We start from the raw sequence: 22,828 nt of genomic DNA, 5'->3' as shown, positions 1-22,828 counted from the left end.
AACATAATGACCTTTGCCACCGGAGCCCAGCACGGGCTGAGCTATATCGCGGAGGAGACGTTCGGCACGACGCCGGCCTCCCCGGACATGACCCGATTTCGTCATACGGCCTGCAGCCTCGGCCTCAGGAAGACGACGCTGGAAACGGCGGAGATCCGAAGTGACCGGCAGATTTCCCACCTGCTGCACGGCCAGAAAACCGTCGCGGGCGATATCGATTTCGAGCTCTCCTATGGCGCCTTCGATGACATCCTCGCCGCCCTGATGCAGTCGGACTGGTCCTCGGATGTGCTGAAAGCGGGGGCGAGCCAGCCGAGCTTCACTTTCGAGCGCGGTTTTGCGGACATCGGGCAGTATCAGGTCCTGACCGGCTGCGTGATGGATAGCTTGCGCCTTTCGGTGCGGCCGGACCGGCTGGTGAGCGGGAAACTCTCGATCATCGGGAAATCCTCCGCGCTCTCCGAAACCTCCCTCGATAGCGCACCGACCGCCGCCGTGGCCAATGATCCGATGGACAGTTTTTCAGGATCGCTTACCGAGGGCGGCGCGGCCATCGGCATTGTCGCCGGTCTCGACCTTGTTATTGACAACGGGCTGGAGCAGGCCTTTGTCATCGGCGATGCGGAGGCCGAGGCCCTGCTGGCGGGGCAGTCCCGGATCAGCGGCGAGATCGTCATCTATTTCGAGGATGCGGGCCTTCTCGAAAAATTCATCGATCGAACCGAAAGCAGCCTTGCGCTTACTCTCAGCGGGGCGGGCGGCAGCCTGACGTTCGAACTGCCGCGCATTGTCTATACAGGGGCCGAGAATCCGGCGCTGGGCGCAGGCCCGATCACACTGTCGCTGCCCTTCACCGCGCTCTATGACGCAGGCGAGGCAACCAATCTCAAGCTCACCCGGACAGCCGCCTAAGGAGGAAATATGCCAAAGAATGTATTTGACGTCGCGGCCTTCGATTTGCGGGCCCGCAGCGAGGCGGGCGCGCCGCTGACCCTGCGCCATCCGAAGACGGGGGAGAAACTCCCCGCCGTGATCTGGCTGCAGGGGGAGGATGCGGAAAATTACCGCAGGACCCTCCGGGCGCAGATCGACCGGCAGATCAGCGAGCGCAAGCTGGAGCTGACCGCAGCGGAGCTGGAGGAAAGGCTGATCGAGCGGCTGGTCGCCATCACGCAGCGCTTCGAGAATATCGAGCTGAACGGCGTGCAGTGTGACGGCACGCCGGAGAATGCGAAGAAGCTCTATCGCGAGCAGCTCTGGATTCGCGATCAGGTGGTCGCCTTTGTAGAGGACCGGGCAAATTTTTTGCCCTAGCCGCCGCCGATCTCAAGGCCTGGCTGCGGCATCAGCTCTGGCTGGCGGCGGATGTCGGCGGCGGGATGAGCCGCCGCGCGGCCTTTGCGCAGGTGGCGAAAGTGACCGGAAAGGCTCCGGCGGCGGCAGAAACCTCCGCCCGTCCGCCCGAGTGTTTGCGGCATCTGTGGGACTGGTTCATCGCCCTCCTGCCGGTCTATGCGGCGGAAGAGGGGGCGGTGCGCCCGTCGCAGATTGCCGACGATATCATGGCCCGCTTCGGACTGCGGGCAACCGGGTTCGAAATCGGCCTCTTTCTCGACCTGCTGGAACTCTGGCGGGCGCAATCGCGCCCTGAATAAGGAAAAGGACTGGATAAATGGCGCAAAGAACGACCCTGTCGCGGCTTGGCCTTGAGGTGGATACCGACGGTCTGGCGGCGGCGCTCAAAAGCCTCGATCAGTTGAGCGAGAAATCCCGCAAGGCCGAGCAGGAGGCAAAATCGCTCACCCGGCAGTTTGGCGGCCTCAAGACTGATCTTGCGGCCCCCGGAAAGGGCGGCTTTGTCGATGAGCTTGCCCGCGGGCTTGCCTCCGCAAAGACCGAGCTTGGCAGTCTCGGCGATCTTGGCGGCAGGATTGCCGGGAAACTCGGCGATGCGTTCGGCTCGGCCTTTGAGAAGCTGCTCGTCTCGGGCAAGGATTTCAAGTCGGTCCTGAAAGGGCTGGAGAACGACCTGATCCGTCTCGGTACCCGCACGCTGACCTCGGCGGCGGGACAGAACCTTGGCGGCTCCGGCGGACTGCTCACCGATCTCGCGGGGATGTTTTTTGGCGGCAGCAGATCACTCAAGAGCCTCATCCCCGGCTTTGCAAGCGGCGGGCAGTTCACCGTCGGCGGCGCGACTGGCGTGGACCGGAACCTCGTGCCGCTCCGGCTGACGCGCGGGGAGCGGGTTACCATCGAAACCCCGGCGCAGCAGCGCAGCAATAACGGGGCGCCTTCGCCGGTCATCCATATGGCCTTCAATATCTCGACCCCCGACGCCGCCAGCTTCCGCCTCAGCCAGTCGCAAATCCAGGGCGAGGCGCTCCGGCAGGCGCAGCGGGCCCTGAACAGAAACGGATAATATCATGAGCTTTCACGAAGTGCGATTCCCGACCCGTGTGTCCTACGGGGCGATGGGGGGGCCGCGATTCTCGACGACCGTGCAGATCCTGAATTCCGGGTTCGAACAGCGCAATATCAACTGGGCACAGGCCCGGCGCGAGTATATCGTCGATATCAGCCCGAGCCGCGGCGCGGAATGGACGGCGGTGCTGGATTTCTTCCATGCCCGGCGCGGGCGCGCCTATGGTTTCCGCCTGAAGGATTTCTCCGATTTTGTGATGCCGGCGCAATCTATTGCCACCGGCGATGGCAGCAGCATCGCGTTCCAGATTTTCAAGCGCTATATCGATGACGACGCGCTGGCCCCGCCTTATGACCGGGACCTCAAGAAGATCGTCGCGGACAGCGTCAGTGTGGCCGTGGCGGCGAGCCCGATGGCGAGCGGCTGGTCCGTCGATGAGACGAGCGGCATCCTCACCTTCGAGAGCGCCCCCGCTGCGGATGCGGATATCACGGTTGCCTGCGAGTTCGATGTGCCGGTCCGCTTCGATACCGACCTGATGCAGGCGGCCATTCCGGGGCCCGACGTGCATCACTGGCAAAGCGTCAAGCTGGTGGAGATACGCGTATGAAAAGCCTGAGCACAGCCATGAACAGCCATCTGCAGGGCGAAGTGCTGACCCTGGCGACCTGCTGGGCGCTGACCCGGCAGGACGGTGTGGAACTCTTCTTCACCGATTTCGATGAGGATCTGGTGGTGGGCGGCGATACCTATCTCGCGGCCAGCGGCTATTCACGCAGCGCGATTGCGAATTCCAGCAGCTTCACCGTCGATAACCTTGATATCATTGGCAATTTGCAAAGCGAGGTTATCAGCGAGGCGGACCTGTTTTCGGGCCTTTATGACTATGCGGAAGTGCGGATTTTCATGATCAACTGGCAGGATATCTCCATGGGAACGATCCCGCTCCGCAAGGGGTGGCTCGGTGAAATCTCGGCCCGCGACGGTGCCTTCACGGCGGAGCTGCGCGGCCTGTCGCAGGCCCTGTTGCACGAGATCGGCGGCGTCTATGCGCCGCTTTGCAGCGCCGATCTTGGGGACGCAAAATGCGGCGTCGATATCGACGCGCTGACGGAAGCCGATAGCGTCGCCAGCGTTACCTCGCGCGGGGTGTTCACCCTTACAAGCTATAGCGGCGCGGATGATGTGCTGACCGGCGGCGTGCTGACCTTCACCAGCGGGGAGAATGCGGGCCGATCCTCGGAAATCCGGGGCTGGGTGCAGGCGGAGAAGACGGTGACCCTCTATCTGGAGATGCCGTTTCCGGTTGCCGAGGGCGATGCGGTCAGCTTCTTTCCCGGCTGCGACAAGCGCTATGCGACCTGCCGCGATGTCTATGGCAACCATCTGAATTTCCGGGGGTTCCCGCATATTCCGGGCACCGACGCCCTGCTGGAGAGTGGCAATGACTAAGCGCACGCAGGTAATCGAGGCTGCGCGCGGCTGGATCGGCACGCGCTGGCAGCATCAGGGACGGAGCCGGGCGGGCGGGGTCGATTGCATCGGCCTCATCGTCATGGTCGCGCGCGAGATGGGGCTGCCGGTACAGGATGTCACCGCCTACCGGCGGCGGCAGGATGGTCGTCAGCTTCTGACTGAAATTCACAGACAACTTCAAAATATTCCAACAACTAATTGGAAAGAAGGGAATATCGGCGTGTTCAAGGAAAGCAGTTTCCCGATCCATGTCGGTTTTCTTGGCGTCCAGGATGGCGTGCCGACCGTGATCCATGCCCATGCCCGGCGGCGCCAGGTGATCGAGGAACCGCTGGCCGTCTATGGCGCGCCCTTTCTTGTGTTTTCCCTGCCGGAGGTAAAATAATGGCGACATTGGCCTTAGGAGTTGCCGGTGCCGGTATCGGTGCGATAACCGGTGTGGGAGTTGGAGCCGGTTGGATGGTCGGCACGACGCTCGGCCGTGTTCTCTTCCCCGAGGACAGTTCCGCCGCCCCCGGACCGCGCCTCAGCGATCTTAAAATCACCGGTGCAAGCTATGGCGCACCGATCCCGAAAATATACGGCACCATGCGTCTTGCGGGGAATATCATCTGGGCCTCCAGCCTGCGGTCCGAAGCCGTGACCAGCGGCGGGGGCGGCGGCAAGGGCGGTGCCTCCGGTGGCAGCCGGACAACCGGTTACGCCTATTTCACCAGTTTCGCCGTCGCCATCGCGGAGGGACAGCTCGCCCGTCTTCTCAAGATATGGGCCGATGGCAAGGTGATCTATGATGCCAGCGCTGCCGGAGAGGTGATCGCCGCCGATCTGCGCTTTCGCTTTTACGGCGGAGATGAAGCGCAGCTCCCCGACAGTGTGATCGAGGCGACGGAGGGCGCGGGCAATGTGCCCGCCTATCGCGGCCTCAGCTATCTTGTGTTTGATGACCTGCCGCTCGCGCCCTATGGCAACCGCATTCCGAATATCGAGGTGCTGGTGGCGACGGACGGGCTCGGCGCGTATCCGCTGACCGACAGCGCGATTTCTGCGGTGACGGCCAGCTCCTTCGCCTATGATGCGGAGCGCGGCATCGCTTACAGCTATGAGGTGGTAGGCGGTGTCGATGTGATCCGCAAGATCGACGCGCTGACCCTTGAGGAACTGGCGAGTGCCGGGATCGGATCGGAGTTTCCGCGCCTGCCCGATGCCACGCGCGGCCTTGCGCGAGATCGCAAGGGCGTCTTCTGGATCGGGACGGGCGCGGCAGTGCTCGCCGGGCGGCAGATCCACCGGGTCGACGGGGAGGCGATGATCCTCTTGGGCAGCGCGGACTTGACGGATGGCGTCGGCGCGGTGACCTTCTCGACGGATATCGTCAATCCGCTGACTAGCGCACAGTTTCAGGTTGCCGGATCGCAGCAGAGCTATCAGGTCGTTATCTTTGATGAAAGCCTTGAGGTGGTGGAGACCATCCCCACGGCCTCGCGCGTCTGCACCGGCGCGGTCACGGATGAGGAGGAGGTCGCCTGGGTTGCCATGTCCGGCTGGGCGACCGGCCCGGTGGTGAGCGATTTGCAGATCGTCCGCGTTTCCGTCTTCGGCAGCCCCGATATGGACGGCACCGATTATTCCGTGACCAGCGACATCTACACGATTGCGGCGGCGAACCTCACCCCTCTCGGCGGGACGGGGAGCGAGACCAACACGATTACCCGCCTCGTCGGCTATCTTCCGGCAACCGGGGAGCTTGTCTTTCAGAATGACTACCGGCTGTTCAAATGGTCGACGGTTGCGGGCGCAATCACCACGGCCCGCGATGTCAGCGACCTGAGCGGTGATCTCTCGCTTGTACATACTCATAACGGCGCCGAGCTGGTGCTGATCAGCGCCGGGCGGTATGCGGTTTACCTGAGCGCGGAAACGCTGGAGGAGCGCGAGCGCGTCGATCTCTATGAGTTCGACGGGGTCGCGACCTCGGTGAACGGGATTTATGATGCCGCGACCGACAGCCTGATCGCGTTCAACGGTGATTTCGGGGTGAAGCGCCTGTTCCTGCGGCGGGCGAGTGGTGCCTCCGCTGACCTCGCGGAGATCGTTTCCGATCTCTGCGGGCGGGCGGGACTGGCGGCCGGGGACATCGATGTCTCGGCGCTTGATGCCGAGGTTCCCGGCTATGTGGTCAATCGGCCGATGCCGGTGAGCGAGGCGCTGACGCCGCTCAGCCATTACGGATTTTTTGACGCCGTTGAAAGCGGTTACAAGCTGAACTTCATCCCGCGTAACAGCGCGGATAGTGGCGTCGTCCTCGATCATTCCGTCATGCTGGCGCCGCCCGATCTGCGCCGTTTGCAGGAGAGTGAACTGCCGGAGCGGATATCGCTTTCCTATCTTGCCGCCGATGCGGGCTATCAGGTGGGCACGCAGATGGAGAAGCGCAGCTTCCGCCCGGTCGCGACCATGTTCGGCCGCAACCAGTTGGCCCGCGATCTGCCGATGGCGCTGACGGCGGATCAGGCGCGGCGGGCAGCGGCGAAAACGCTGTATTCCGCCTGGGCGGAGCGACAGACGCTGGGTCTGTCCCTGCCGATGAAATATCTCGCCCTCGATCCGGCGGATGTGGTGACGGTCGGCCTTGACGGCGGGGCGGCCTCGGCGCGGCTGATGCAGTCGCGGCTTGGTGCCGATATCACGCTGGAGGCGGAGGCGGTCACGCTCGCGCCGCTCTCCTACAGCTCTGCCCTGTCGAGCGATGCGGGCAGCGGCTATGAACAGGCGCTGATCCGGCGCGGCAGTTATGCGGAGTTGTTCCTGCTCGATCTGCCGCTCCTGCGCGATCAGGATGCGACGGCGGGCAGCGGTAGCCGTTTCTACTATGCCATGGACGGCCATCCGTCCGGCTGGTCGGAAGGGGCGCTCTATTCCGCCTTCGATGCGGAGAGCTTCGAGCTGGAGGGAACGGTGGCCGCCGGCGCTGTCTGGGGCGTGGCGCTTGGCGCTCTTGCCGATCCCGGCACACCCTGGCAGACGGACACCACCTCGACCCTCGATATCCGCTTTGTAAACGGCGGGGACGAACTCGAGAGCATCACGGAGGCGGCGCTGCTGAACGGCGGCAATACATTGCTGGTGGGGGACGAGATCGTGCATTTCGCCAATGTCACCCTGAACGGCGACGGCAGCTATCGCCTGGATACCTTCATCCGCGGCCGCCGTGGCACGGAAGGGGCGATGGCGGGCCATAAAGTCGGGGAGCGGGTTATCCTCTTGCGTCCCGGTGATCTGGGTCGCGGCTTTTCCGCGCTCGGTGATATCGAGGTGCCGCGGCGCTGGAAAGCGGTCGGGGAAGGCCGCCTGATCGAGGCGGCGCCGGTCACGGTGCGGGCGCTGTCGGGGAAAGACCTCAAGCCATACGCGCCCGTGCAGATTTCGGCGGCGCGGAGCGGCGGTGATCTCACCCTCGGCTGGCAGCGGCGGACCCGCGTCGGCGGCGGCGCGCTCAACGGGCTGGTGCCGCTGTCGGAAGCGTTCGAGCGCTATGAGCTTCGCTTCACCCATGGCGGCGCGAGCGTGTCGAAATATGTGTCGGACGCGACGGAATATCTCTACAGCGTCGAGGATTTTAACGCCGATTTCGACGCCGCGGAAAGCGCGGTGCCGGAACTCGACCTCACCCTCTATCAACTCTCAGAAACCATCGGCCGGGGCTTTCCGGCAACGGAGACTATTTAGCATGTCAGAACTGGATTTACCGCAAATCGCCGAGAGCCAGGCGCTCGCCTATGTCACCTCCAACGATGCGGATGCGAAGCTGGAATCCGCGCTATGTGACGAGATCGCGGATCATGACCCGAGCGCGGGCGACGTAACCCTCACCGACGCCGAGTTCCGCACCGCCTGGCATCATGTCATCGGCGGCACCCCGGCAGGGGCCTTCAATTTCATCATTCCGGGTATCAAGCGCCCCTTCATGGTCACCAATGGCAGCGGCGAGACGGCGACCGTCAAGACGGCCACCGGCGCGGCGGGGCAGGTGCTGGACGGGGAGACGCGGCTCTTCTATTGCGACGGGCTGGATGTGCTCGGCCTCAGCGATACGACATCGGAGGGCGGCGGCGGTGGCGGCCATGCCGGAGCACTGGTCAAGCTGAGCGCCAACCAGACGATCGCCAACAACTCGAACGTCGTCCTGAGCTGGGGCGGCGAGAGCTTTGACACCGACGGCTATCACGACAATAGCACCAACAACAGCCGCCTGACGGTGCCGAGCGGTGTCAGCAAGGTGATCATCAGTGGCCAGGCGCGCTGGGACAGCAACACATCGGGCACGCGGGAGATACTTGTGCAGAAAAACGGCTCCACCGCCTATGACGGGCGGCCGTTCCAGCATTTGGGCGCGCAAACCCATTTTACCATGCAGAGCTTTGTCTCGCCGGTGCTGGCCGTCAGCCCCGGCGATTATTTCGAGATGGTTGCCTGGCAGGACAGCGGATCGAGCCGCAGCATCGAGAGCAATGTCGCGACCTGGTTCAGCATCCAGGCCGTGGAATAAGCCATGAGAGGGAAGGGAGACATCATGAAATATGCCATGAGAGCGGCGGTCCTCGGGGCCGCTTTTTTTCTGTCCGCCGCCACCGCCGGGGCTGCTGGCCTGTGCCTGCCGCGGAGCGAGCTGCGCCTGCATATGGCGCAGAAATATGGCGAGCTGCTGATCGCGCAGGGCCTCGATAACCGCGGGGTGCTGACCGAGATATTCGCGACGAAATCGCGGGACAGATGGTCGCTGACCGAAACCGATGCGAGCGGTCAGAGCTGCCTTAAAGCCACCGGCGAATACTGGAACGCGCAACGGGTGCGGCCTGAGCGGATCACCCGCCAGCCCGCGACAGCGCCCGCGCAAACACCGCATCAGCAGGAGGATACCCATGGACAATCTTGAGCAGGAAATCGGCGCCATGCGGGTGCGTATCGAGAATCTCCACCTCGATATGGTGGAACTGCGCGACGATGTGAAAAGCCTCACTCTGCAGGTCAGCATGGGGCGCGGCGCGCTCAAAGTTATCGGCATCACAGGAAGCCTTGTCGCGGCGTTAACCACATTTGCCGCCTGGATTGGCCAGAATTTCCGGCCATTCAATCTGTAAATTCACAAGGAGCAATGCCGTGGGCGCGTTTGTCACTTATTTCGACTGGCGGGAGGCCTTGAGGCTGGCAGTCGAGGGGCTGGCCTTTCTTGTCACGCTGGCGACGGTCCTCACGGCCCTGACGCCGACGCGATGGGAGGCGGAATGGCTCGACCGGCTGTTCCGGATCCTCAACCTGATCGCCGGGAATGTCGGCCAGAACAAGAATGCCGACGACAGATGAGTCCGTTCGAAGCGGCCATCTGCGCCAAGATCGCCTATGACCCGGACGGCGCGATGCGGGCGCAGCGGCTCGGCTACAGCTATCTGCCGATTGAAAGCCGGGAGCATTTCGCCTGGATCGGCAGCAAGGACGGGATCACGGTCGTCGCCTTTCGCGGCACGTCTTTGTTCGGGCGCGAAGTCAAAAGCTATCGCAGCAACCTCTCGACAAACCTGATCCCCTGGATCGGGGAGGGGTTGGTGCATGCAGGTTATTATCAGGCCCTCTGGCAAATCCTCGGCGCGGTCCGACGCGGCCTTGAAGATGCCACCGATGTGGTGCTGACCGGCCATTCCATGGGCGGGGCGCTGGCGACGCTGGCGGCGATGGTGCTGGAGGTGGAGCGGGTCCATGCCTTCGCCAGCCCACGCATCGGCAATCAGGCGTTTGCTGACGGTTATTCCCGCTCGATCCGCGTCAGCCGCTATGTCAACCGCGGCGACGTGCTGGCGCGGCTGCCGTTCAGCGGCGATGTTGAGGGCGACGGTCCGGCCCGCCGGGAACGCTATGTGCATGTCGGGCGGACGGTCCGACTGCCGGGCTTCGGCCATTCGATCAGCGCCTATATCGCCGGCCTAAAGATGCGCCGGCGCGGGCAGTATCAGGTTCAACAACCGGAAAGTTAAGGGAGCAGGAAGATGACGTTAGTTCACAAAGCCTATCAGCAGGAACAGGATCTCGGCGGTGATGCCTTTATCGAGGAAAGCGCCGAAGCGGCCTATCTTTCCTATGACGGAGAGGAAGTCGAGGCCAATGACAATTTCCCGGCCCATGAAATCCTGCAGGGCTGTATCTGGCGGGATACGGAAACGACCCGCACCCGGACGGGACTTGAGGAGGAAAGCCGCCTTGATGAGCGGTCGGACGATCTGAACCGCCGGGGTGAGCTCGATTTCTCCGACCCCCGGCGCGGCGGGCGCGGCTTTCTCGATGAGGAGACGGAAGGACTCTTTCCGGATTTCGAGGACTAAAGTGGCGGCGTCGCCGGTTGCTCACTTCCGTTCAGCAAGGGCGAGGCCAAGACCGGCGGCAATGAGGAAACCCCCGGTGATCCGGTTGCGCAGTCTTTGAAACCGGAACATCAGGGGGCGCAGGGCGCCCGCAAACATTGCCCAGAGAATATCGACAAAGGTCAGAACGGTCAGGAAGACAAAGGCGACGATCGCCAGCTGCGAGACATAATCCCCCTCGGGCGCGATGAATTGCGGCAGCAGCGCGGCATTGAAAATCAGCGTCTTTGGATTGAGGATAGCCACCATCAGGCCACGCCAGAACAGGCCGAACACCGGTGCCTTGACCGCCTTGATCGCGGACAGATCGTCGATCGGGGCGGACCAGCTCCTGTAGCCGAGATAGAGCAGGTACAGGACACCCGCCCATTTCATCCAGGTGAGGATATCGGCGGCAAGTTCCAGCAGCGTACCGATCCCGAGGACCACGAGAAGCAGCTGCAACCCGACGCCAACTGTGGTTCCGGCGACGGTCCAGAGGCCATACAACGCCCCGTAACGCACCGAATTCGCGAGCGTCAGCGCGACATTGGGCCCCGGAATGATGGCCAGCCCGAAGCTGACGATGGCAAGGGAGAGAAGCTGTTCCATGGCGTAAATTACCACAATCGGAGCGTCCCACAATCGCTTTTTCACATTATCGTCACAAAGGATCGCTATGTAACTTTTCAGGCTTGGGAAGGCCGTGTCACTGCCTGCAGTGTGCGAAAGCAGCTTTGAGGGACTTTTTGGGATTTTGTGGATTTTCGTTAACCATAAGCGAAAAACCACTGGTATTCGTGTGAATTCGTGGTAAAATTCGTGCATACTAATCAAAAAATTCCCTTTTTTGTTGTATTTCCAACAGTTGCTTTTCAAACGATCAACTGATCGAAAATTGATTTTTAATGGGGCTTTCCATGTCTGTTCACCTTCAGAAAACGCGATTTACTGCGATTTTAACGGGCCTTGCTATCGGTGTGGCTGTTGCCCTGGGGCCGGGGGCTGCCAGGACGGGCCATGCGGCGGCGTCTCCCAACGACTGTCTGAAACCCTTGTCCATACAGGAGCAGGCCACCTGCAACGACGAACTAAAAACGTCGGATAGCGGTTTTGGCACGGTCGTTGCCTGGCTGTTTCCCTCAGCGGAAGATAAGGTTGCGAAAACGGGCGCCCTTGCCTTTTCGGGGCAGGGAGAGAAGAGTCTGGGGAAGGGCGCCTTGTCATCCGACAGCCTGTCGACCACCGGTCTGATGCTGTTCGGCGCGGCACTTGTCGGGATTGCCTATCTCGGTCGCCGCCGCCGTCGCTCTCTTGCGGATTTGCGGGCCGAGGCACGGGAAAAGCAACTAAAAAAATAAACCGGGCCGCGCGGTAAGGGGATTCTTTGCCGGTTTCGGGCCGCTAGTCGGGCACCGTCATGCCCTGATTAAAGAATAGTTAGGGGATCGGCCCTATTGTCATGGACATGGAACTAACGCGCCCGGTCAAGCCGACAGCCTGCCTTCTGGAGGCCTTTCGCTTCGTGATTCACCATCGCTGGCCCTGTCTGGTCCGGGCGGTGCCGGTTGTCATGATGACGGGGCTCGTGTCCTGGCTGGAGACGAATATCCTGGCCTCCGCCGATTATTTCCGCCTTGTTATCAACGAACTGCTCTATGCGATCTTCGCTGTCTATTGGAGCCGCTATACCCTGCTGGGATTCGAACGCGAAAATGCCGGGTTCGGTCTTCACTTCGGCCTGCGCGAGATCAAATACGCCGGGGCGCTGATCGGTTATGTGGTCATCACCTATATTCTGGCGCGGATTTATGTGGCGGGTGGCGGCGATGGCTCGGGCGCGTCGCTTGTCCTGTTCGTTGCGCTGCTGCTGCTCTGTTTCATGCCGCTGATGTTCGTCTTCCCGGCGATTGCGCTGGATCAGCCGCTGGCCATAACCGACTTTGCCAAATCGGTGCTGGAGATGTTTTTCTCGCTTGTCGGGACGTTCCTGCTGTCGATCGTGGCGGTGGTCGGGCTCTATGTCCTGATATATATGCCGATGCTGCTGCTGGTCCTGTTGAACAAGCCGGACCTTGCGGGCATGCTGTTCTTCCTGCTGTCCAGCTTCCTGATCATGCCCTTTGTGCTGGCGGTTTTCATCTCCTTCGTCTCGATCCTCTATCGGGAAACGATCGGCCTACAGCCGGTGAGGCAGGATTACTGACGTTTGGCGCTTGCCGGGCGCGGTTATTTTTCCTACCGTATCCTGAAGACCGGTGCGCTAACCAGAAGAAGAAGGATAGGAAATGTCACTGAAAATCGGAATTATCGGGGCGGGCGCCATTGGCGGCTATTTCGCGGCGCAGCTGGTCAAGGCCGGCATGGAGGTCGTCGTGCTGGCGCGGGGGAAAACCCGCGATGCGCTGCTAAAAGACGGCCTCACCATCACCTCGGAAAACGGTGTCGAGACGGTGCATTTTGCGGCTGTGTCCGACGATCCGGCAACGCTTGGCGTCTGCGATGCGGTGCTGTTCGCGGTGAAGGGACAGTCCACGGATCAGGCGGCGGCGGATATGCGCCCCATGATCGGCCCCGAAACCGAGATTATCAGCCTGCAGAACGGCCTCTACGGGATCGAGCTGCTGGCGGAGATGTATGGCACTGACCATGTCTCGCCGGGGATTACCTATGTGCCGGCAGTGGTCGAGGCACCGGGCCAGATCACCCGCACCGGCAGCCTGACCCGCTCCGTCTTCGGACCGTATGAGCCCCGCGACATGACCCTGCATGACGAGATTGCGGCGGCGCTTCAGTCCCAGGGAACGGATGCCCATGCGCTCAAAGAACCGATGCCGCAGATCTGGGAGAAATATGTCGTTCTCGCGCCGTTTCACGCGGTCGGTTGCCTGACGCGGGAATCCATCGGTGGCTGGCGCGACTCGCCCGAAATGCAGGCGCTGTTCCTGAAAGCAATGAAGGAGGTGACGGCACTTGCCGAGGCGAAAGGCGTCAGTATCGATCCGGATATCGCGGAGAAGAAGCTGCATTTCGCGGTCACCGCCACCAACCCGGCGACCCGCGCCTCGATGCTCGAGGATCTGGAGCGGGGCAAGCCGCTGGAGCTGGAGAGCATCATCGGCTGGCTCTGCCGGGAGAGCAAACGCCTTGGCCTGGAAAGCCCGTTCCATGACATGGCCTATGCGCTCTTGCTTTCGCACAAGGATGGCCGCGGCTGAGCCTTAGCCCGCGGGCACCGAAAAGATCGTGATAAAGAGTAGAAGGGCGGCGAGGATCGCGAAGGCGGCCTTGCGCCCTTTTTTCTCGGCGACAGTACAGGCAACGAGACATTGCAGGAAAAAGTAAAAGGCGAAGGCCCGCGAGGCGAGCGCCAGAATCTCGAATGTATCCGCCGTCCAGGTGAGGGCGATGGCAAGGCCGCAGATGATGACATAGGTCACGCTTGTCGTGAGGCGGTGGCGGGTTAGCTCCATGATATTGCCGGACGCGCTGATGGCCTCGGCAATGGCGGCGCCGAACTGGCTGAAAACGGCGGCAAAAACCAGCGGCACGACCAGCCAGGCGGCAACCTCGGCGGCCAGCATGATCAGGCCGTTGCCCTTGGCCTCCCCGCTGAACAGATGCATCAGCGGCGTCGCCACCAGAATGAACAGGATATAGATGGCGGCGGAGAAAATCTGTGAATTCCGGCTGGCCCGGATGCGCGTATCCGCATCCAGCTCGTCGCCGAGATAGCGGGTTGTCTCGAACCCCTGCACGACGATCAGGATGCCGCAGAGAATGGTGATGGTCTGCCAGAGGGAATGATCGGGCAGGTCCGGCAGGATCAGCGTGCCCGCCGTGATGGCCGCCGCATTGTAAAGTGCGAAGCTGCCGATCATGAGGAAGATAATGGCGAGCGTGATGATCAGGGTCCATCGTTCCAGCCCTTCCAGGATTTTAAGGCCTTTCGTCAGTTCGATCAGGAGAATGGCAATGATGATCCCGCTGGTCAGCAGCCTCTCATAGACTTCCGCATCGGCCTCGAAATAGCCGAGGACGTAGGATGCCATAATCCGCAAATACAGCGTCACCGAAATGATATAGGCCGGGATGAGCGTGATGTCGGAGAGCTGTTCCAGCAGGCGCACCGTACGCGGCGGCGATGCGGCGGCAAGGGCGGGTTCGACATGGCGGATGTTATGGCGGATCACCCATCCGATTGCATAGGCGAAGGCGCAGATCCCGATGATGGCGAACAGGGAATAGGGGCCGACCGTGCTCGCCAGCAGGGAGACGACCACCAGAAAGCCGCTCCCGAAGATGGAGGCAAGCGGCGTGGTGGTCCCGCGGATAAGACGGCGGAACGCCCCCGGACGCGCGGCGGGCGATGCCGTGGAAGACTCATTCTCCATGCATTTATTTCCTTCAGTTTACGGCCTTCACGACGGAGCAATGCCATGCAAATCCGGGATTTACGCGACCTCATCATCCGTCCGACATTAAACGTCCTGCAGATGGGCGGTGTGAATGCGGAGAACCTCCTTCTCGGCACCGGGCTGGTCGAAAGCGGCTTTCGCCATCTCCGCCAGATCGGCGGGCCGGCGCTCGGTTTCTATCAGTGCGAACCGGCGACCTATGACGACATTCTTTGCTATCTCGGGCGGCGCCCCGTGCTTCTCCGGCGGCTCCGGCTGCTGATGGCGGGGGAGGGCGTGCCGGAGGCGTCCCAGCTTGTCTGGAACCTGCGATACGCCACGGCGATCTGCCGCATCCATTACTGGCGGGTGCCGGAACCGATCCCGGCGGATTTCGAAGGGCAGGCCGCCTATTGGAAGAGGCATTACAACACCCCGCTCGGGCGCGGCACGGTGGCGAAATATCTGGAATGCGCCCATCCCCTAACGGAAGGACCTTACTCATGAAGGACTATTTGAAAGGCAAGAAAACCTATGTCACGGCGTTCCTCGCGATCGTCGCGGCGGTGGGCAGCTATCTGCTCGATGAAATCGCAATGCAGGACATGATCGAGGCGGTGTTCGCCGCGCTCACCGCCATGACCATCCGCGCCGCCATCACGACCGAGGCACAGAAATGAAGGGCGCGGTCCTTGCCGCGCTGATGCTGATGCTGGCGGCCTGCAGTACCTCGTTCAGCCAGCTTTCCGCGCGCGATCAGCTGTTGCTCACCTGCGACGGGCTGGCGACCACCATGGGCATTGTCAAGAACTTCATCCTCGACGGGACAATTGACAATGCGGCGACGCTTGCGCGTATCCGAGCGGCGAGCGTGGTGGTGGAGGAAAGCTGCACCGGCGATGCGGACTATGCGGCGGCACTCAGCCGCCTGAGCGCGCAGTCGGTGATCCTGCTGGAGGCGCGGCTCGCCGCCGAGGCGGACAGCGGAAAAAGGAGCTGAGTCATGACCATTACCTCCGCTTCCATCCTCGCCCTCCTGGAGGGCGGCGCCTTCCTCGTCAATGCCGCGCTCCGGGCGCAAAAAGGCGAGCTCTCCCAGGCCGATGTCGACACCATCCTCAACCATGTGGGGGAGGAGGCCACCGACCTCCGCCGCGTCATCGACGCCGCGCTTGAAAAAGCGACCTGACCAACAAAAAGGGAGGCTCTAACCGGCCTCCCTTTCTTGATCTGATACTGCGCTAAGCACAGGCTAATTGCGCCGTCAGGTCAGCTTTTGCTGCCTATATACGCCGCCGCCGATTTGCCGGCGATCTTGCCGAAGACGGCGCCGTTCATGAGGCCGGTGCCGCCGGGGTAGTTGTTATAGAATATCCCGCCGACCATCTCTCCCGCGGCGAACAGGCCGGGAATAGGTGTGTAGTCCGTGCTCTGGACCTGTGCGTCCGTATCGATGCGCAAGCCCCCGAAGGTGAAGGTAATGCCGCAAGTGATGGCATAGGCTTCGAACGGGGCGTCGGTAAGCTGGTTGGCCCAGTTGCTCTTGGGCACGGAGAGGCCTTTTGTCGCGCGCCCGTCCTTTACATTCGGATTGAAGGGAATATCGGTCTCAACCGCTGCGTTATAGGCCTTGACCGTCGCGATAAAGCCTTCCGGATCCACCCCTTCAAGCTTTTTAGCCAGTCCTTCAATGCTGTCGGCGGAGACTTTTGTTACCTCACGGATGCGGTACTCGTCGCGCAGGAGGTGCAGGGTCTTCGCATCGAAAATCTGCCAGGCGAAATGGCCGGGCTGGGCCAGCACTTCGCGGCCGTATTTTGCATATGTATAGTTGCGGAAATCCGCCCCTTCATCGACGAAACGCTCGCCCTTTGCATTGACGATGATGCCGAAGGGATAGGAATGTTTCTGGAACCCGTCGCCGACGGCAAGGTCGCCGAATTCGGGCGCATTGCGCTCCCATCCGACGGCATGACAGCCGGACCAGTTGCCCGCGCTGCTCGCCCCGATGTCCATCGCCATGCGGATACCGTCGCCGGTGTTATAGGGGGTGCCGCGAACCTTTGCGAGATCCCAGTTCGGCCCGAGATAGCGGGTGCGCATTTCCGTGTTCGCCTGAAAACCGCCCGCCGCGAGGATGACGGATTTTGCGGAAACCGCCTCGATCTTGCCCTTGCGGCGGATTTTTACGCCACTGACGGCAGTGCCATCGGTCAGAAGCTCCAGCGCGCGGGCGTCATACCAGACATCGATGCCGTAGTTTCCGGCCGATTTCAGGAGCGCGTCCACCAGTCCCGGACCACCGCCCCAGGCCTCCACCGTCAGCCCGCCCCAGAATTTGAATTTCCCGTCCACCTTGAAGGCCTGCCGCCCGTAGATCGGCACGAAGCGCACGCCCTTTTCCCGCATCCAGCGGATGGTGTGAAAGCTTTGCCGCACAAGGACTTCGCAGAGGTCCGGATCGGTCCGGTGCTGGGTTACGCGGAACATGTCGTCGAAGAACTGATCTTCCGTATAGGTGCCGAAATCCGTCGTCTCGATTTCCGTCTCGGTCAGGTCCGGCATGACCGCGAGAAGGTCGTCAAGGCCGTTGTAGGCGAAGCGGATGGCGCCGGCGGTAAAGCGGGAGTTGCCGCCGCTCAAATCCTCCGGCGCGCATTCAAGGACGAGGACTTTCGCGCCGTTTTCCTCCGCGCTCAAGGCGGCACAGAGCGCCGCGTTTCCGGCCCCGACCACAACAACATCATACCGGCTCTCGGCCATTATCTCTCCCCTTCGATCAGTTTCAGCAGCACCGGAAAATATTCCGCGCCATAGCCCGCCGCGCTCGTTTTCTCCAGCATCTCTTTTGCCAGTTCCCCGGCGGGAGATTTGACCCTGGCATCGGTCGCCAGCTCAAGGGCGTAGGTTATATCCTTGGTGGCGTAATCCGTGCCGAAGGCACCGACGGGAAATTCCCGCGGCAGCATCGCCTTCTTCACATGGTTGCGGAGCGCAAAGCTGTCCGCCGATCCTTTCGAAAGCGTCTCGACCAGTAGCGCGCGATCGACGCCCGCGCGCTCGCCTATCGTGAGGGCCTCGCCTAGGGCGACGACGGACTGGATCAGCAGCATGTTGTTGAGCAGTTTCAGGACCTGCCCGGTGCCGACCCCGCCGCAATGGGTGATGTCGGTCGCGGCGGCGGCGAGATAGGGACGCAAGGTCTCGAACGTTTCCTCATCGGAGCCGACCATGATGCTCAAGGTGCCGTCGATGGCTGCCTGGCGGGTGCGGGCGACCGGCGCATCGGCGAAGATCATGCCCTTTTCTTGAAGCGCCGCCGCAGCCTTTCGCGCAATGGCGACGGGGCAGGTGCTCATATCGACAATGATCTGCCCCTTGCGTCCATGTTCCAGCAGGCCGTCCGGCCCGAGAATGATTTTCTCCACCTCTACTCCGCCGGGAAGGGAGAGGAAGATGATATTGGCGGCTTTCGCGACCTCCGCGACGGAGGCGGCGGCGCGGGTGCCATCGGCCTCAAGCCGCGCTACGGGCTCCGCCGCGAGATCGAACACCACCATCGGGCCGAGCTCCGCCCCTGTCATGTTCCGGCAGATGGGCTCTCCCATGACACCGAGACCGATAAATCCGATTGTATCGACATTGCCCATCTTGTTGTTCCTTTGTTATGGACGGGACGGGGAAGGGGGCAAGTTAGCCGCCGAGGCCGCCAAGATAGATGCTCTTGGCCTGCTGATAGGCGCGAAGCCCCTGTATGCCTTTTTCCCGCCCGAGCCCGCTCTCCTTATAGCCGCCGAACGGCGCCGCGATGCTGAGTTGCTTGTAGGTATTGATCCAGACCGTGCCTGCCTTGATCGCCCCGGCAATGCGCCAGGCCTTGGTTAGATCCCGGCTCCAGATGCCGCAGGCGAGGCCGAAGACCGTATCATTCGCCTGTGCGACCAGATCGTCTTCCGAGGTGAAGGGCAGGGCGACGAGGACGCTGCCGAAAATCTCCTCCTGACAGACAGCGGAGCCATGATCGAGCCCGTCGATGATCGTCGGCAGGTAATAGGCGCCGTCGCGGCAGTCATCGGTATTGGGCCGCGTGCCGCCCAGCAGGATACGCCCGCCTTCCTTCTTCGCGAGGTCCACATAGCCCTCGATCCGCGCGCGCTGTGCCTCCGACGCCATGGGGCCGATATTGCTGGTGTCCGAAAGCGGCGGGCCGACGTTCAGCTTCTTCGAAACGGCGATGAGCCGGTCCAGAAAATCGTCATAGATGCTTTTCTCGACAAAAAGGCGCGATCCGGCAACGCAGGACTGCCCGCCGGAGCCGAAAATCGCGGAAGAGACATCGGCGGCAGCCTTGTCGAGATCGGCATCGGCGAACACGATGGTCGGCGATTTGCCGCCAAGCTCGAGAATGGTCGGGATGAAGCGGCCCGCCACGGCGCTGGCGATGGCGCGCCCGGCATTGGTTCCCCCGGTGAAGGAGACCATGGCAAGGTCCGGATGGTTGATGATTGCCTCGCCGGTCGAGGAGTTGCCGGGAAGGACACTCAGCAACCCCTCTGGCAGGCCTGCATCCACAAAGGCGCGGGCCAGCTCGATCGAGACCAGCGTCGTCAGTTCCGACGGTTTTAAAATCACCGCATTACCGGCGGCGAGGGCCGGGGCGAGTTTCTGGGCCGCCATGGTCAGCGGCGAATTCCATGGGGTGATGGCAGCGACTACGCCGAGCGGCTCATAGGTGGTGACCGAAAGATAGGGGCCGCGCGGCGGTGGTGTCTCTCCCTCGACCGTCTCGCAGACCGAGGCGAAATAGCGGACGATCCCGGCGGCGGCGCTGACTTGGCCGAGCGATTCCTTCAGCGTCTTGCCATTTTCCGATGTCTGCAAATGGGCGAGCTCGTCTTTTCGTTCCAGCATCAGCTCGGCCGCCCGGAACAGTACCGACGCCCGCTCATGCGGGGGTCGGGCGAACCAGTCATTTTTCCGGAGAACAGCCTTTGCCTTCGCAAATGCGAGGTCGACCTGCTCGGCTGAGGCCATGCCCAGCTCGCTGATGAGGGAGCCATTCGCCGGATTCGTTATGCTGAGGTTACCTCCCAGTCCCTCAACGTCCGAGCCAGCGAGGATCATTGTTCTTCTTCTTATTGTCATGGCTCCCTCTCAGCGCTAGCAAGAAGGAGCTTATATCCGTTGCATTAATATGATAAATAATAATTATTAAGTTATTTATATCAAAATACTATAAATTAGCAGGGCAATATGGACAAGCATTTCAGAGCCTTTGTCGCGGTGGCGCGGCATCTGCATTTCACCAAGGCGGCGGAGGAAATTCACATCACGCAGCCGTCGCTCTCCCTGCTGATCCGGCAGCTTGAGGAGAAGCTGAAAGTAAAGCTGATCACCCGCAGCACCCGGCAGGTCGCGCTCACCGAGATGGGCAAGGCGTTCCTGCCGCTGGCCGAGAATGTGGTGCTGGATATGGACGCCGCAGTGCGCCATATGCGGGACCTGGCGGAGTTGGAGCAGGGGAAGGTGACGGTTGCGGCCTTTCCCTCCGTCGCGGCGAACCAGCTGCCGCCGATCCTGGTGGCCTTCCGGCGGCGCTATCCGAAGGTCCGGGTGCAGGTCGTCGACGGCATCTGGAACACGGTCGTGGAGAGTGTGCGCTCCGGCGAGGCCGATTTCGGCATCGGCTCGCGGCCGCCGGTGATGGGCAACCTCGCCTATCAGGAGATTTATAACGACGAGGTGATGCTGCTGGCCACGGAGGATCATCCGCTGGCGTCAGAGAAATCGCTGTCCTGGCACCAGATCATGGAGGAGGAAATCATTGTCCTGTCGCCGGCCACCGGCGTTCGCCAGAGCATCGATGCGGCGCTGGAGGGGACCGGCATCACGCTGAAGCCAATCCTGGAACCGGCGCTGGTCCAGACGGCGGCCTCGCTCGTCTCCGCGGGCGCCGGGCTCGGAGTTATTCTCTCCTCCTACCTCAGCGCGATCCAGATGGACGGCCTCGTCGCGATTCCCCTTGAAAAGCCGAATATCCTGCGCCCGGTCGGCATCATTACGCGTAAAGACTGGGTCATGTCGCCGGCGGCGAAAGTGATGCTAAAAATGGCGATCGACGGGCTGCATGAAAAGCCGGTCGCGGCGGCATGAAAAAAGCCTCCGGAATTGCTTCCGAAGGCTTTTGAATTGGCTCCCCGAACAGGACTCGAACCTGTGACAGGCTGATTAACAGTCAGCTGCTCTACCAACTGAGCTATCGGGGATCAGGGCCCGTACTATAGCGGGTTGGCGGCTTATAGCAATTGCGCCTTGGCCTGCCAAGCCTTGATTTCAGTTTTTGGCTAAAAAAACGCGCATCCGGGCGCAAAAGGCGCAGGGACCTATTCCCGGCCGTGGGCCGCGGCGATTTTCTTGTCCGTATTATACTGGCTGAGCGCATAGACCGCCCAGATCGCCGCCGGAATCCAGCCGATCAGCGTGATCTGCAGGATCAGGCAGAGAATGCCCTGAAACGGCTTGCCGATGGTGAAGAAGACGACGAACGGTAAAAGGATCGCTAAAATCAGGCGCATGGTGGCCACCCCTCTTATTAATGAACTGACGGCAGCTTACCCAACCTTGCGCGGCTTGGCAATCGGCGGAATGATGGAAGGGCGGGAGGGCCTTTATCTTGCCGCCGGGTTATTTGCCGGGCTTGGTGTCTTTCGGCTTGGCGGCGGAGGGGCGGGAGCGGTGCAGCGCCACCATCGCCCAAATCGCCGCAGGCAACCAACCCAGAACCGTCAACTGCAGGATCAGGCATATAATCCCCTCCATCGTGCGGCCCAGCATGAAAAACATGAGCCAGGGCAGCAAAATTCCAATTGCAATATACATTATTGTCTCCTCATTGCCGGACAGGACAGCGGCGCATTAACAGGACGCGCCGGAGACAGGACGCATCTTACGCCGTCATTGTGAGAATTTTAAGGGGGATATGCGGGAAAAACTGGAGGCCTGGACCGGAATCGAACCGGTGTAGACGGATTTGCAATCCGCTGCGTCACCACTCCGCCACCAGGCCCCTGATCACGTGGTGTGTTGCCAAAAGCCTAGGCGTTGTAAGTCTTTCATGCGGGAGTGTCAAGCGCAACCGTGGACCGCGCCGGACGGCGGCCCCGGCCGTCTCAGGCGGCTCCGTTTCCACTCGTCTGAAAATGCGTCATCGGGCCATAGAGGGACTGGATTTTCGCAAATTCCGCCGCATCGAAAAAGACGCAAGCCCCCTCGGTGAAACTTTTTGCAACTTCCAGCGTGAAGCGCGCCGCCGCCTCGACATCCATGAGATGGGTGGCGCCCGTCGCGCAGCCCGCGACCGCTACTTCCGTGGTGATGGCGACGCCGACAACCGGCGCCGCCGTCGCGGTACTGGGCTGCAGAATGCTGTTGAGATGATAGAGGCCGTTGCCATAGGGCGTGATGTCCTGCTGGGTGAGGGCGAAAACCTGCGGCAGCCGACCCGTCACCTGTGCCATCAGCTCGAGCAGGTCATCGCTGGTCTTTAGGATATAGCCTTCCTTCACCGTGGGGGAGAGGGCGAAACCCCGATGGTTGAGGATCTTGTTGCCCTTGGTCGTATCGACGGAGAGAATGGCGTCCATCTCCCCGGAGACTTCCCACTCATTCTTGAGCTCCATCGGGATGGGCGAATCCATGAAGGGCACCGGCTTGTGTGGCCGGGTCGGCGCATCGGGACAGATATGGGTGGTGAGAATGACATCGCCCGCCAGCCGGTCGCCCTGCGCCGACATCTTGGCGAGCTTCGCCGCCGCCGCCAGCACGGCCAATGCGCCGTCGCCATCGGAGACGAAGCCGATCCGCTCCGGCCGGGCACCGAGCCCGCCGAGACGGCCGATGATGCCGAGGGTCGGGGCCTCTCCGCCCATAGACTTTCCGCGAATGCCGGGGATAGTGATCCGGATGAAATCCGTCGCCCCCTTGTCGGAGATGGCGCGTTTGATCTCGCAGCCGACCTCCCCGATACTGCTGATATATTCCTGCACCCGCGCGCCGCTTGCCGTTGGCGAATCCAGAATTTCAAAGATATCGATGATTTGTTTCAGCATGGTCCGCCGCCGTCATGTTGTTATGTCCCAGCC

30 protein-coding genes and 2 tRNA genes are annotated in these 22,828 nt (G+C 61.7%); 22 read left to right on the top strand and 10 right to left on the bottom strand.

Going from position 1 to position 22,828, the window contains the following annotated elements:
* Window positions 1-6 precede the first annotated feature (6 nt).
* The 14 genes from AAC599_RS08570 (at window position 7) to AAC599_RS08505 (ending at window position 10,272) form a co-directional block, all read left to right on the top strand.
* On the top strand, window positions 7-912 hold the full coding sequence (locus AAC599_RS08570) for a phage tail tube protein (RefSeq protein ID WP_340149989.1): 906 nt from the start codon (window positions 7-9) through the stop codon (window positions 910-912).
* A gap of 9 nt (window positions 913-921) precedes the next feature.
* A complete protein-coding gene (locus AAC599_RS08565; RefSeq protein ID WP_340149988.1) occupies window positions 922-1,314 on the top strand; it encodes a hypothetical protein in 393 nt (130 codons plus the stop codon).
* Window positions 1,315-1,379: 65 nt separating this feature from the next.
* Complete coding sequence (locus AAC599_RS08560) at window positions 1,380-1,655, top strand: hypothetical protein (protein ID WP_340149987.1); 276 nt, start codon at window positions 1,380-1,382, stop codon at window positions 1,653-1,655.
* Between the two features lie 17 nt (window positions 1,656-1,672).
* Complete coding sequence (locus tag AAC599_RS08555) at window positions 1,673-2,422, top strand: hypothetical protein (protein ID WP_340149986.1); 750 nt, start codon at window positions 1,673-1,675, stop codon at window positions 2,420-2,422.
* 4 nt (window positions 2,423-2,426) lie between these two features.
* Window positions 2,427-3,035, top strand: coding sequence for a DUF2460 domain-containing protein (locus AAC599_RS08550; protein ID WP_340149985.1), 609 nt, complete (start codon window positions 2,427-2,429; stop codon window positions 3,033-3,035).
* The gene (locus AAC599_RS08545; RefSeq protein WP_340149984.1) at window positions 3,032-3,877 is read left to right on the top strand and encodes a DUF2163 domain-containing protein; all 846 of its coding nucleotides are present in this window, start codon (window positions 3,032-3,034) and stop codon (window positions 3,875-3,877) included. The genes AAC599_RS08550 and AAC599_RS08545 overlap by 4 nt, the downstream gene beginning before the upstream one ends.
* Window positions 3,870-4,286: a hypothetical protein gene (locus AAC599_RS08540; RefSeq protein WP_340149983.1), complete on the top strand. Its 417-nt coding sequence runs from the start codon at window positions 3,870-3,872 to the stop codon at window positions 4,284-4,286. The genes AAC599_RS08545 and AAC599_RS08540 overlap by 8 nt, the downstream gene beginning before the upstream one ends.
* Window positions 4,286-7,627 (top strand): phage tail protein, encoded by a 3,342-nt coding sequence (locus tag AAC599_RS08535; RefSeq protein WP_340149982.1) that lies wholly within the window; start codon window positions 4,286-4,288, stop codon window positions 7,625-7,627. The genes AAC599_RS08540 and AAC599_RS08535 overlap by 1 nt, the downstream gene beginning before the upstream one ends.
* Window position 7,628: 1 nt before the next feature.
* A complete protein-coding gene (locus AAC599_RS08530) occupies window positions 7,629-8,447 on the top strand; it encodes a hypothetical protein (RefSeq protein WP_340149981.1) in 819 nt (272 codons plus the stop codon).
* Between the two features lie 24 nt (window positions 8,448-8,471).
* The gene (locus tag AAC599_RS08525) at window positions 8,472-8,834 is read left to right on the top strand and encodes a hypothetical protein (protein WP_340149980.1); all 363 of its coding nucleotides are present in this window, start codon (window positions 8,472-8,474) and stop codon (window positions 8,832-8,834) included.
* Window positions 8,821-9,039, top strand: a complete 219-nt coding sequence (locus AAC599_RS08520) for a hypothetical protein (RefSeq protein WP_340149979.1) — start codon at window positions 8,821-8,823, stop codon at window positions 9,037-9,039. Before AAC599_RS08525 ends, AAC599_RS08520 begins: the two co-directional genes overlap by 14 nt.
* 19 nt (window positions 9,040-9,058) lie before the next feature.
* The gene (locus tag AAC599_RS08515; RefSeq protein WP_340149978.1) at window positions 9,059-9,262 is read left to right on the top strand and encodes a hypothetical protein; all 204 of its coding nucleotides are present in this window, start codon (window positions 9,059-9,061) and stop codon (window positions 9,260-9,262) included.
* Window positions 9,259-9,927, top strand: coding sequence for a lipase family protein (locus AAC599_RS08510; RefSeq protein ID WP_340149977.1), 669 nt, complete (start codon window positions 9,259-9,261; stop codon window positions 9,925-9,927). Before AAC599_RS08515 ends, AAC599_RS08510 begins: the two co-directional genes overlap by 4 nt.
* Before the next feature lie 12 nt (window positions 9,928-9,939).
* Window positions 9,940-10,272, top strand: coding sequence for a hypothetical protein (locus AAC599_RS08505; protein WP_340149976.1), 333 nt, complete (start codon window positions 9,940-9,942; stop codon window positions 10,270-10,272).
* 21 nt (window positions 10,273-10,293) lie between these two features.
* Here AAC599_RS08505 and AAC599_RS08500 read toward each other — a convergent pair whose 3' ends face one another.
* A complete protein-coding gene (locus AAC599_RS08500; protein WP_340149975.1) occupies window positions 10,294-10,947 on the bottom strand; it encodes a LysE family translocator in 654 nt (217 codons plus the stop codon).
* Window positions 10,948-11,210: 263 nt separating this feature from the next.
* Here AAC599_RS08500 and AAC599_RS08495 point away from each other — a divergent pair, with 263 nt between their 5' ends.
* From AAC599_RS08495 to AAC599_RS08485, 3 genes are all read left to right on the top strand, one after another.
* Complete coding sequence (locus tag AAC599_RS08495) at window positions 11,211-11,651, top strand: hypothetical protein (RefSeq protein WP_340149974.1); 441 nt, start codon at window positions 11,211-11,213, stop codon at window positions 11,649-11,651.
* Window positions 11,652-11,752: 101 nt separating this feature from the next.
* Entirely contained in the window at window positions 11,753-12,496 is a 744-nt protein-coding gene (locus AAC599_RS08490) for a hypothetical protein (protein ID WP_340149973.1), read from the top strand.
* Between the two features lie 82 nt (window positions 12,497-12,578).
* The gene (locus AAC599_RS08485; protein WP_340149972.1) at window positions 12,579-13,508 is read left to right on the top strand and encodes a 2-dehydropantoate 2-reductase; all 930 of its coding nucleotides are present in this window, start codon (window positions 12,579-12,581) and stop codon (window positions 13,506-13,508) included.
* A 3-nt stretch (window positions 13,509-13,511) separates the two neighbouring features.
* Here the strand turns inward: AAC599_RS08485 and AAC599_RS08480 are convergent, their stop codons facing one another.
* Window positions 13,512-14,684, bottom strand: coding sequence for a hypothetical protein (locus tag AAC599_RS08480; RefSeq protein ID WP_340149971.1), 1,173 nt, complete (start codon window positions 14,682-14,684; stop codon window positions 13,512-13,514).
* Between the two features lie 45 nt (window positions 14,685-14,729).
* On the opposite strand from AAC599_RS08480, the gene AAC599_RS08475 reads away from it, so the two are divergent.
* The 4 genes from AAC599_RS08475 to AAC599_RS08460 are packed head-to-tail and all read left to right on the top strand — an operon-like array spanning window position 14,730 to window position 15,876.
* On the top strand, window positions 14,730-15,194 hold the full coding sequence (locus tag AAC599_RS08475) for a hypothetical protein (protein ID WP_340149970.1): 465 nt from the start codon (window positions 14,730-14,732) through the stop codon (window positions 15,192-15,194).
* Entirely contained in the window at window positions 15,191-15,367 is a 177-nt protein-coding gene (locus AAC599_RS08470; RefSeq protein WP_340149969.1) for a hypothetical protein, read from the top strand. The genes AAC599_RS08475 and AAC599_RS08470 overlap by 4 nt, the downstream gene beginning before the upstream one ends.
* Window positions 15,364-15,687 carry a hypothetical protein gene (locus AAC599_RS08465; RefSeq protein WP_340149968.1) on the top strand — a complete coding sequence of 108 codons (324 nt, stop codon included), beginning with the start codon at window positions 15,364-15,366 and terminating at the stop codon, window positions 15,685-15,687. Before AAC599_RS08470 ends, AAC599_RS08465 begins: the two co-directional genes overlap by 4 nt.
* A 3-nt stretch (window positions 15,688-15,690) precedes the next feature.
* Complete coding sequence (locus AAC599_RS08460; RefSeq protein ID WP_340149967.1) at window positions 15,691-15,876, top strand: hypothetical protein; 186 nt, start codon at window positions 15,691-15,693, stop codon at window positions 15,874-15,876.
* An 80-nt stretch (window positions 15,877-15,956) separates the two neighbouring features.
* Here the strand turns inward: AAC599_RS08460 and tcuA are convergent, their stop codons facing one another.
* The 3 genes from tcuA to AAC599_RS08445 are packed head-to-tail and all read right to left on the bottom strand — an operon-like array spanning window position 15,957 to window position 19,832.
* A complete protein-coding gene (gene tcuA / locus AAC599_RS08455) occupies window positions 15,957-17,450 on the bottom strand; it encodes an FAD-dependent tricarballylate dehydrogenase TcuA (RefSeq protein ID WP_340149966.1) in 1,494 nt (497 codons plus the stop codon).
* The gene (locus tag AAC599_RS08450; protein ID WP_340149965.1) at window positions 17,450-18,337 is read right to left on the bottom strand and encodes an NAD(P)-dependent oxidoreductase; all 888 of its coding nucleotides are present in this window, start codon (window positions 18,335-18,337) and stop codon (window positions 17,450-17,452) included. The genes tcuA and AAC599_RS08450 overlap by 1 nt, the downstream gene beginning before the upstream one ends.
* A gap of 43 nt (window positions 18,338-18,380) precedes the next feature.
* Window positions 18,381-19,832, bottom strand: a complete 1,452-nt coding sequence (locus AAC599_RS08445) for an aldehyde dehydrogenase (RefSeq protein ID WP_340149964.1) — start codon at window positions 19,830-19,832, stop codon at window positions 18,381-18,383.
* A 108-nt stretch (window positions 19,833-19,940) separates the two neighbouring features.
* Between AAC599_RS08445 and AAC599_RS08440 the strand changes: the two genes are divergently transcribed.
* Window positions 19,941-20,840: a LysR family transcriptional regulator gene (locus AAC599_RS08440; protein ID WP_340149963.1), complete on the top strand. Its 900-nt coding sequence runs from the start codon at window positions 19,941-19,943 to the stop codon at window positions 20,838-20,840.
* Window positions 20,841-20,877: 37 nt separating this feature from the next.
* Here the strand turns inward: AAC599_RS08440 and AAC599_RS08435 are convergent.
* The 5 genes from AAC599_RS08435 to AAC599_RS08415 all read right to left on the bottom strand — a co-directional run bounded on the left by AAC599_RS08435 (window position 20,878) and on the right by AAC599_RS08415 (window position 22,795).
* Window positions 20,878-20,953: transfer RNA gene (locus tag AAC599_RS08435), tRNA-Asn, on the bottom strand.
* Between the two features lie 117 nt (window positions 20,954-21,070).
* Window positions 21,071-21,262, bottom strand: coding sequence for a YqaE/Pmp3 family membrane protein (locus AAC599_RS08430; RefSeq protein ID WP_340149962.1), 192 nt, complete (start codon window positions 21,260-21,262; stop codon window positions 21,071-21,073).
* 109 nt (window positions 21,263-21,371) lie between these two features.
* A complete protein-coding gene (locus AAC599_RS08425) occupies window positions 21,372-21,566 on the bottom strand; it encodes a YqaE/Pmp3 family membrane protein (protein WP_340149961.1) in 195 nt (64 codons plus the stop codon).
* A gap of 113 nt (window positions 21,567-21,679) precedes the next feature.
* Window positions 21,680-21,753: transfer RNA gene (locus AAC599_RS08420), tRNA-Cys, on the bottom strand.
* Between the two features lie 103 nt (window positions 21,754-21,856).
* Entirely contained in the window at window positions 21,857-22,795 is a 939-nt protein-coding gene (locus AAC599_RS08415) for a DUF1177 domain-containing protein (RefSeq protein WP_340149960.1), read from the bottom strand.
* Window positions 22,796-22,828 lie beyond the last annotated feature (33 nt).

The sequence above is a fragment of the uncultured Sneathiella sp. genome, assembly GCF_963976355.1.
Taxonomy (GTDB): Bacteria; Pseudomonadota; Alphaproteobacteria; order Sneathiellales; family Sneathiellaceae; genus Sneathiella.
Note: the sequence above shows the minus strand (reverse complement) of the source record. Positions and strands in the feature narration are given on the sequence as shown.

Excerpts from the sequence above, each read along its gene's own strand:
- AAC599_RS08570 (WP_340149989.1), top strand. The coding sequence starts at position 7 with ATGACCTTTGCCACCGGAGCCCAGCACGGGCTGAGCTATATCGCGGAG.
- AAC599_RS08565 (WP_340149988.1), top strand. The coding sequence starts at position 922 with ATGCCAAAGAATGTATTTGACGTCGCGGCCTTCGATTTGCGGGCCCGC.
- AAC599_RS08560 (WP_340149987.1), top strand. The coding sequence starts at position 1,380 with ATGAGCCGCCGCGCGGCCTTTGCGCAGGTGGCGAAAGTGACCGGAAAG.
- AAC599_RS08555 (WP_340149986.1), top strand. The coding sequence starts at position 1,673 with ATGGCGCAAAGAACGACCCTGTCGCGGCTTGGCCTTGAGGTGGATACC.
- AAC599_RS08550 (WP_340149985.1), top strand. The coding sequence starts at position 2,427 with ATGAGCTTTCACGAAGTGCGATTCCCGACCCGTGTGTCCTACGGGGCG.
- AAC599_RS08545 (WP_340149984.1), top strand. The coding sequence starts at position 3,032 with ATGAAAAGCCTGAGCACAGCCATGAACAGCCATCTGCAGGGCGAAGTG.
- AAC599_RS08540 (WP_340149983.1), top strand. The coding sequence starts at position 3,870 with ATGACTAAGCGCACGCAGGTAATCGAGGCTGCGCGCGGCTGGATCGGC.
- AAC599_RS08535 (WP_340149982.1), top strand. The coding sequence starts at position 4,286 with ATGGCGACATTGGCCTTAGGAGTTGCCGGTGCCGGTATCGGTGCGATA.
- AAC599_RS08530 (WP_340149981.1), top strand. The coding sequence starts at position 7,629 with ATGTCAGAACTGGATTTACCGCAAATCGCCGAGAGCCAGGCGCTCGCC.
- AAC599_RS08525 (WP_340149980.1), top strand. The coding sequence starts at position 8,472 with ATGAAATATGCCATGAGAGCGGCGGTCCTCGGGGCCGCTTTTTTTCTG.
- AAC599_RS08520 (WP_340149979.1), top strand. The coding sequence starts at position 8,821 with ATGGACAATCTTGAGCAGGAAATCGGCGCCATGCGGGTGCGTATCGAG.
- AAC599_RS08510 (WP_340149977.1), top strand. The coding sequence starts at position 9,259 with ATGAGTCCGTTCGAAGCGGCCATCTGCGCCAAGATCGCCTATGACCCG.
- AAC599_RS08505 (WP_340149976.1), top strand. The coding sequence starts at position 9,940 with ATGACGTTAGTTCACAAAGCCTATCAGCAGGAACAGGATCTCGGCGGT.
- AAC599_RS08495 (WP_340149974.1), top strand. The coding sequence starts at position 11,211 with ATGTCTGTTCACCTTCAGAAAACGCGATTTACTGCGATTTTAACGGGC.
- AAC599_RS08490 (WP_340149973.1), top strand. The coding sequence starts at position 11,753 with ATGGACATGGAACTAACGCGCCCGGTCAAGCCGACAGCCTGCCTTCTG.
- AAC599_RS08485 (WP_340149972.1), top strand. The coding sequence starts at position 12,579 with ATGTCACTGAAAATCGGAATTATCGGGGCGGGCGCCATTGGCGGCTAT.
- AAC599_RS08480 (WP_340149971.1), bottom strand. The coding sequence starts at position 14,684 with ATGGAGAATGAGTCTTCCACGGCATCGCCCGCCGCGCGTCCGGGGGCG.
- AAC599_RS08475 (WP_340149970.1), top strand. The coding sequence starts at position 14,730 with ATGCAAATCCGGGATTTACGCGACCTCATCATCCGTCCGACATTAAAC.
- AAC599_RS08470 (WP_340149969.1), top strand. The coding sequence starts at position 15,191 with ATGAAGGACTATTTGAAAGGCAAGAAAACCTATGTCACGGCGTTCCTC.
- AAC599_RS08465 (WP_340149968.1), top strand. The coding sequence starts at position 15,364 with ATGAAGGGCGCGGTCCTTGCCGCGCTGATGCTGATGCTGGCGGCCTGC.
- AAC599_RS08460 (WP_340149967.1), top strand. The coding sequence starts at position 15,691 with ATGACCATTACCTCCGCTTCCATCCTCGCCCTCCTGGAGGGCGGCGCC.
- tcuA (WP_340149966.1), bottom strand. The coding sequence starts at position 17,450 with ATGGCCGAGAGCCGGTATGATGTTGTTGTGGTCGGGGCCGGAAACGCG.
- AAC599_RS08450 (WP_340149965.1), bottom strand. The coding sequence starts at position 18,337 with ATGGGCAATGTCGATACAATCGGATTTATCGGTCTCGGTGTCATGGGA.
- AAC599_RS08445 (WP_340149964.1), bottom strand. The coding sequence starts at position 19,832 with ATGACAATAAGAAGAAGAACAATGATCCTCGCTGGCTCGGACGTTGAG.
- AAC599_RS08440 (WP_340149963.1), top strand. The coding sequence starts at position 19,941 with ATGGACAAGCATTTCAGAGCCTTTGTCGCGGTGGCGCGGCATCTGCAT.
- AAC599_RS08430 (WP_340149962.1), bottom strand. The coding sequence starts at position 21,262 with ATGCGCCTGATTTTAGCGATCCTTTTACCGTTCGTCGTCTTCTTCACC.
- AAC599_RS08425 (WP_340149961.1), bottom strand. The coding sequence starts at position 21,566 with ATGTATATTGCAATTGGAATTTTGCTGCCCTGGCTCATGTTTTTCATG.
- AAC599_RS08415 (WP_340149960.1), bottom strand. The coding sequence starts at position 22,795 with ATGCTGAAACAAATCATCGATATCTTTGAAATTCTGGATTCGCCAACG.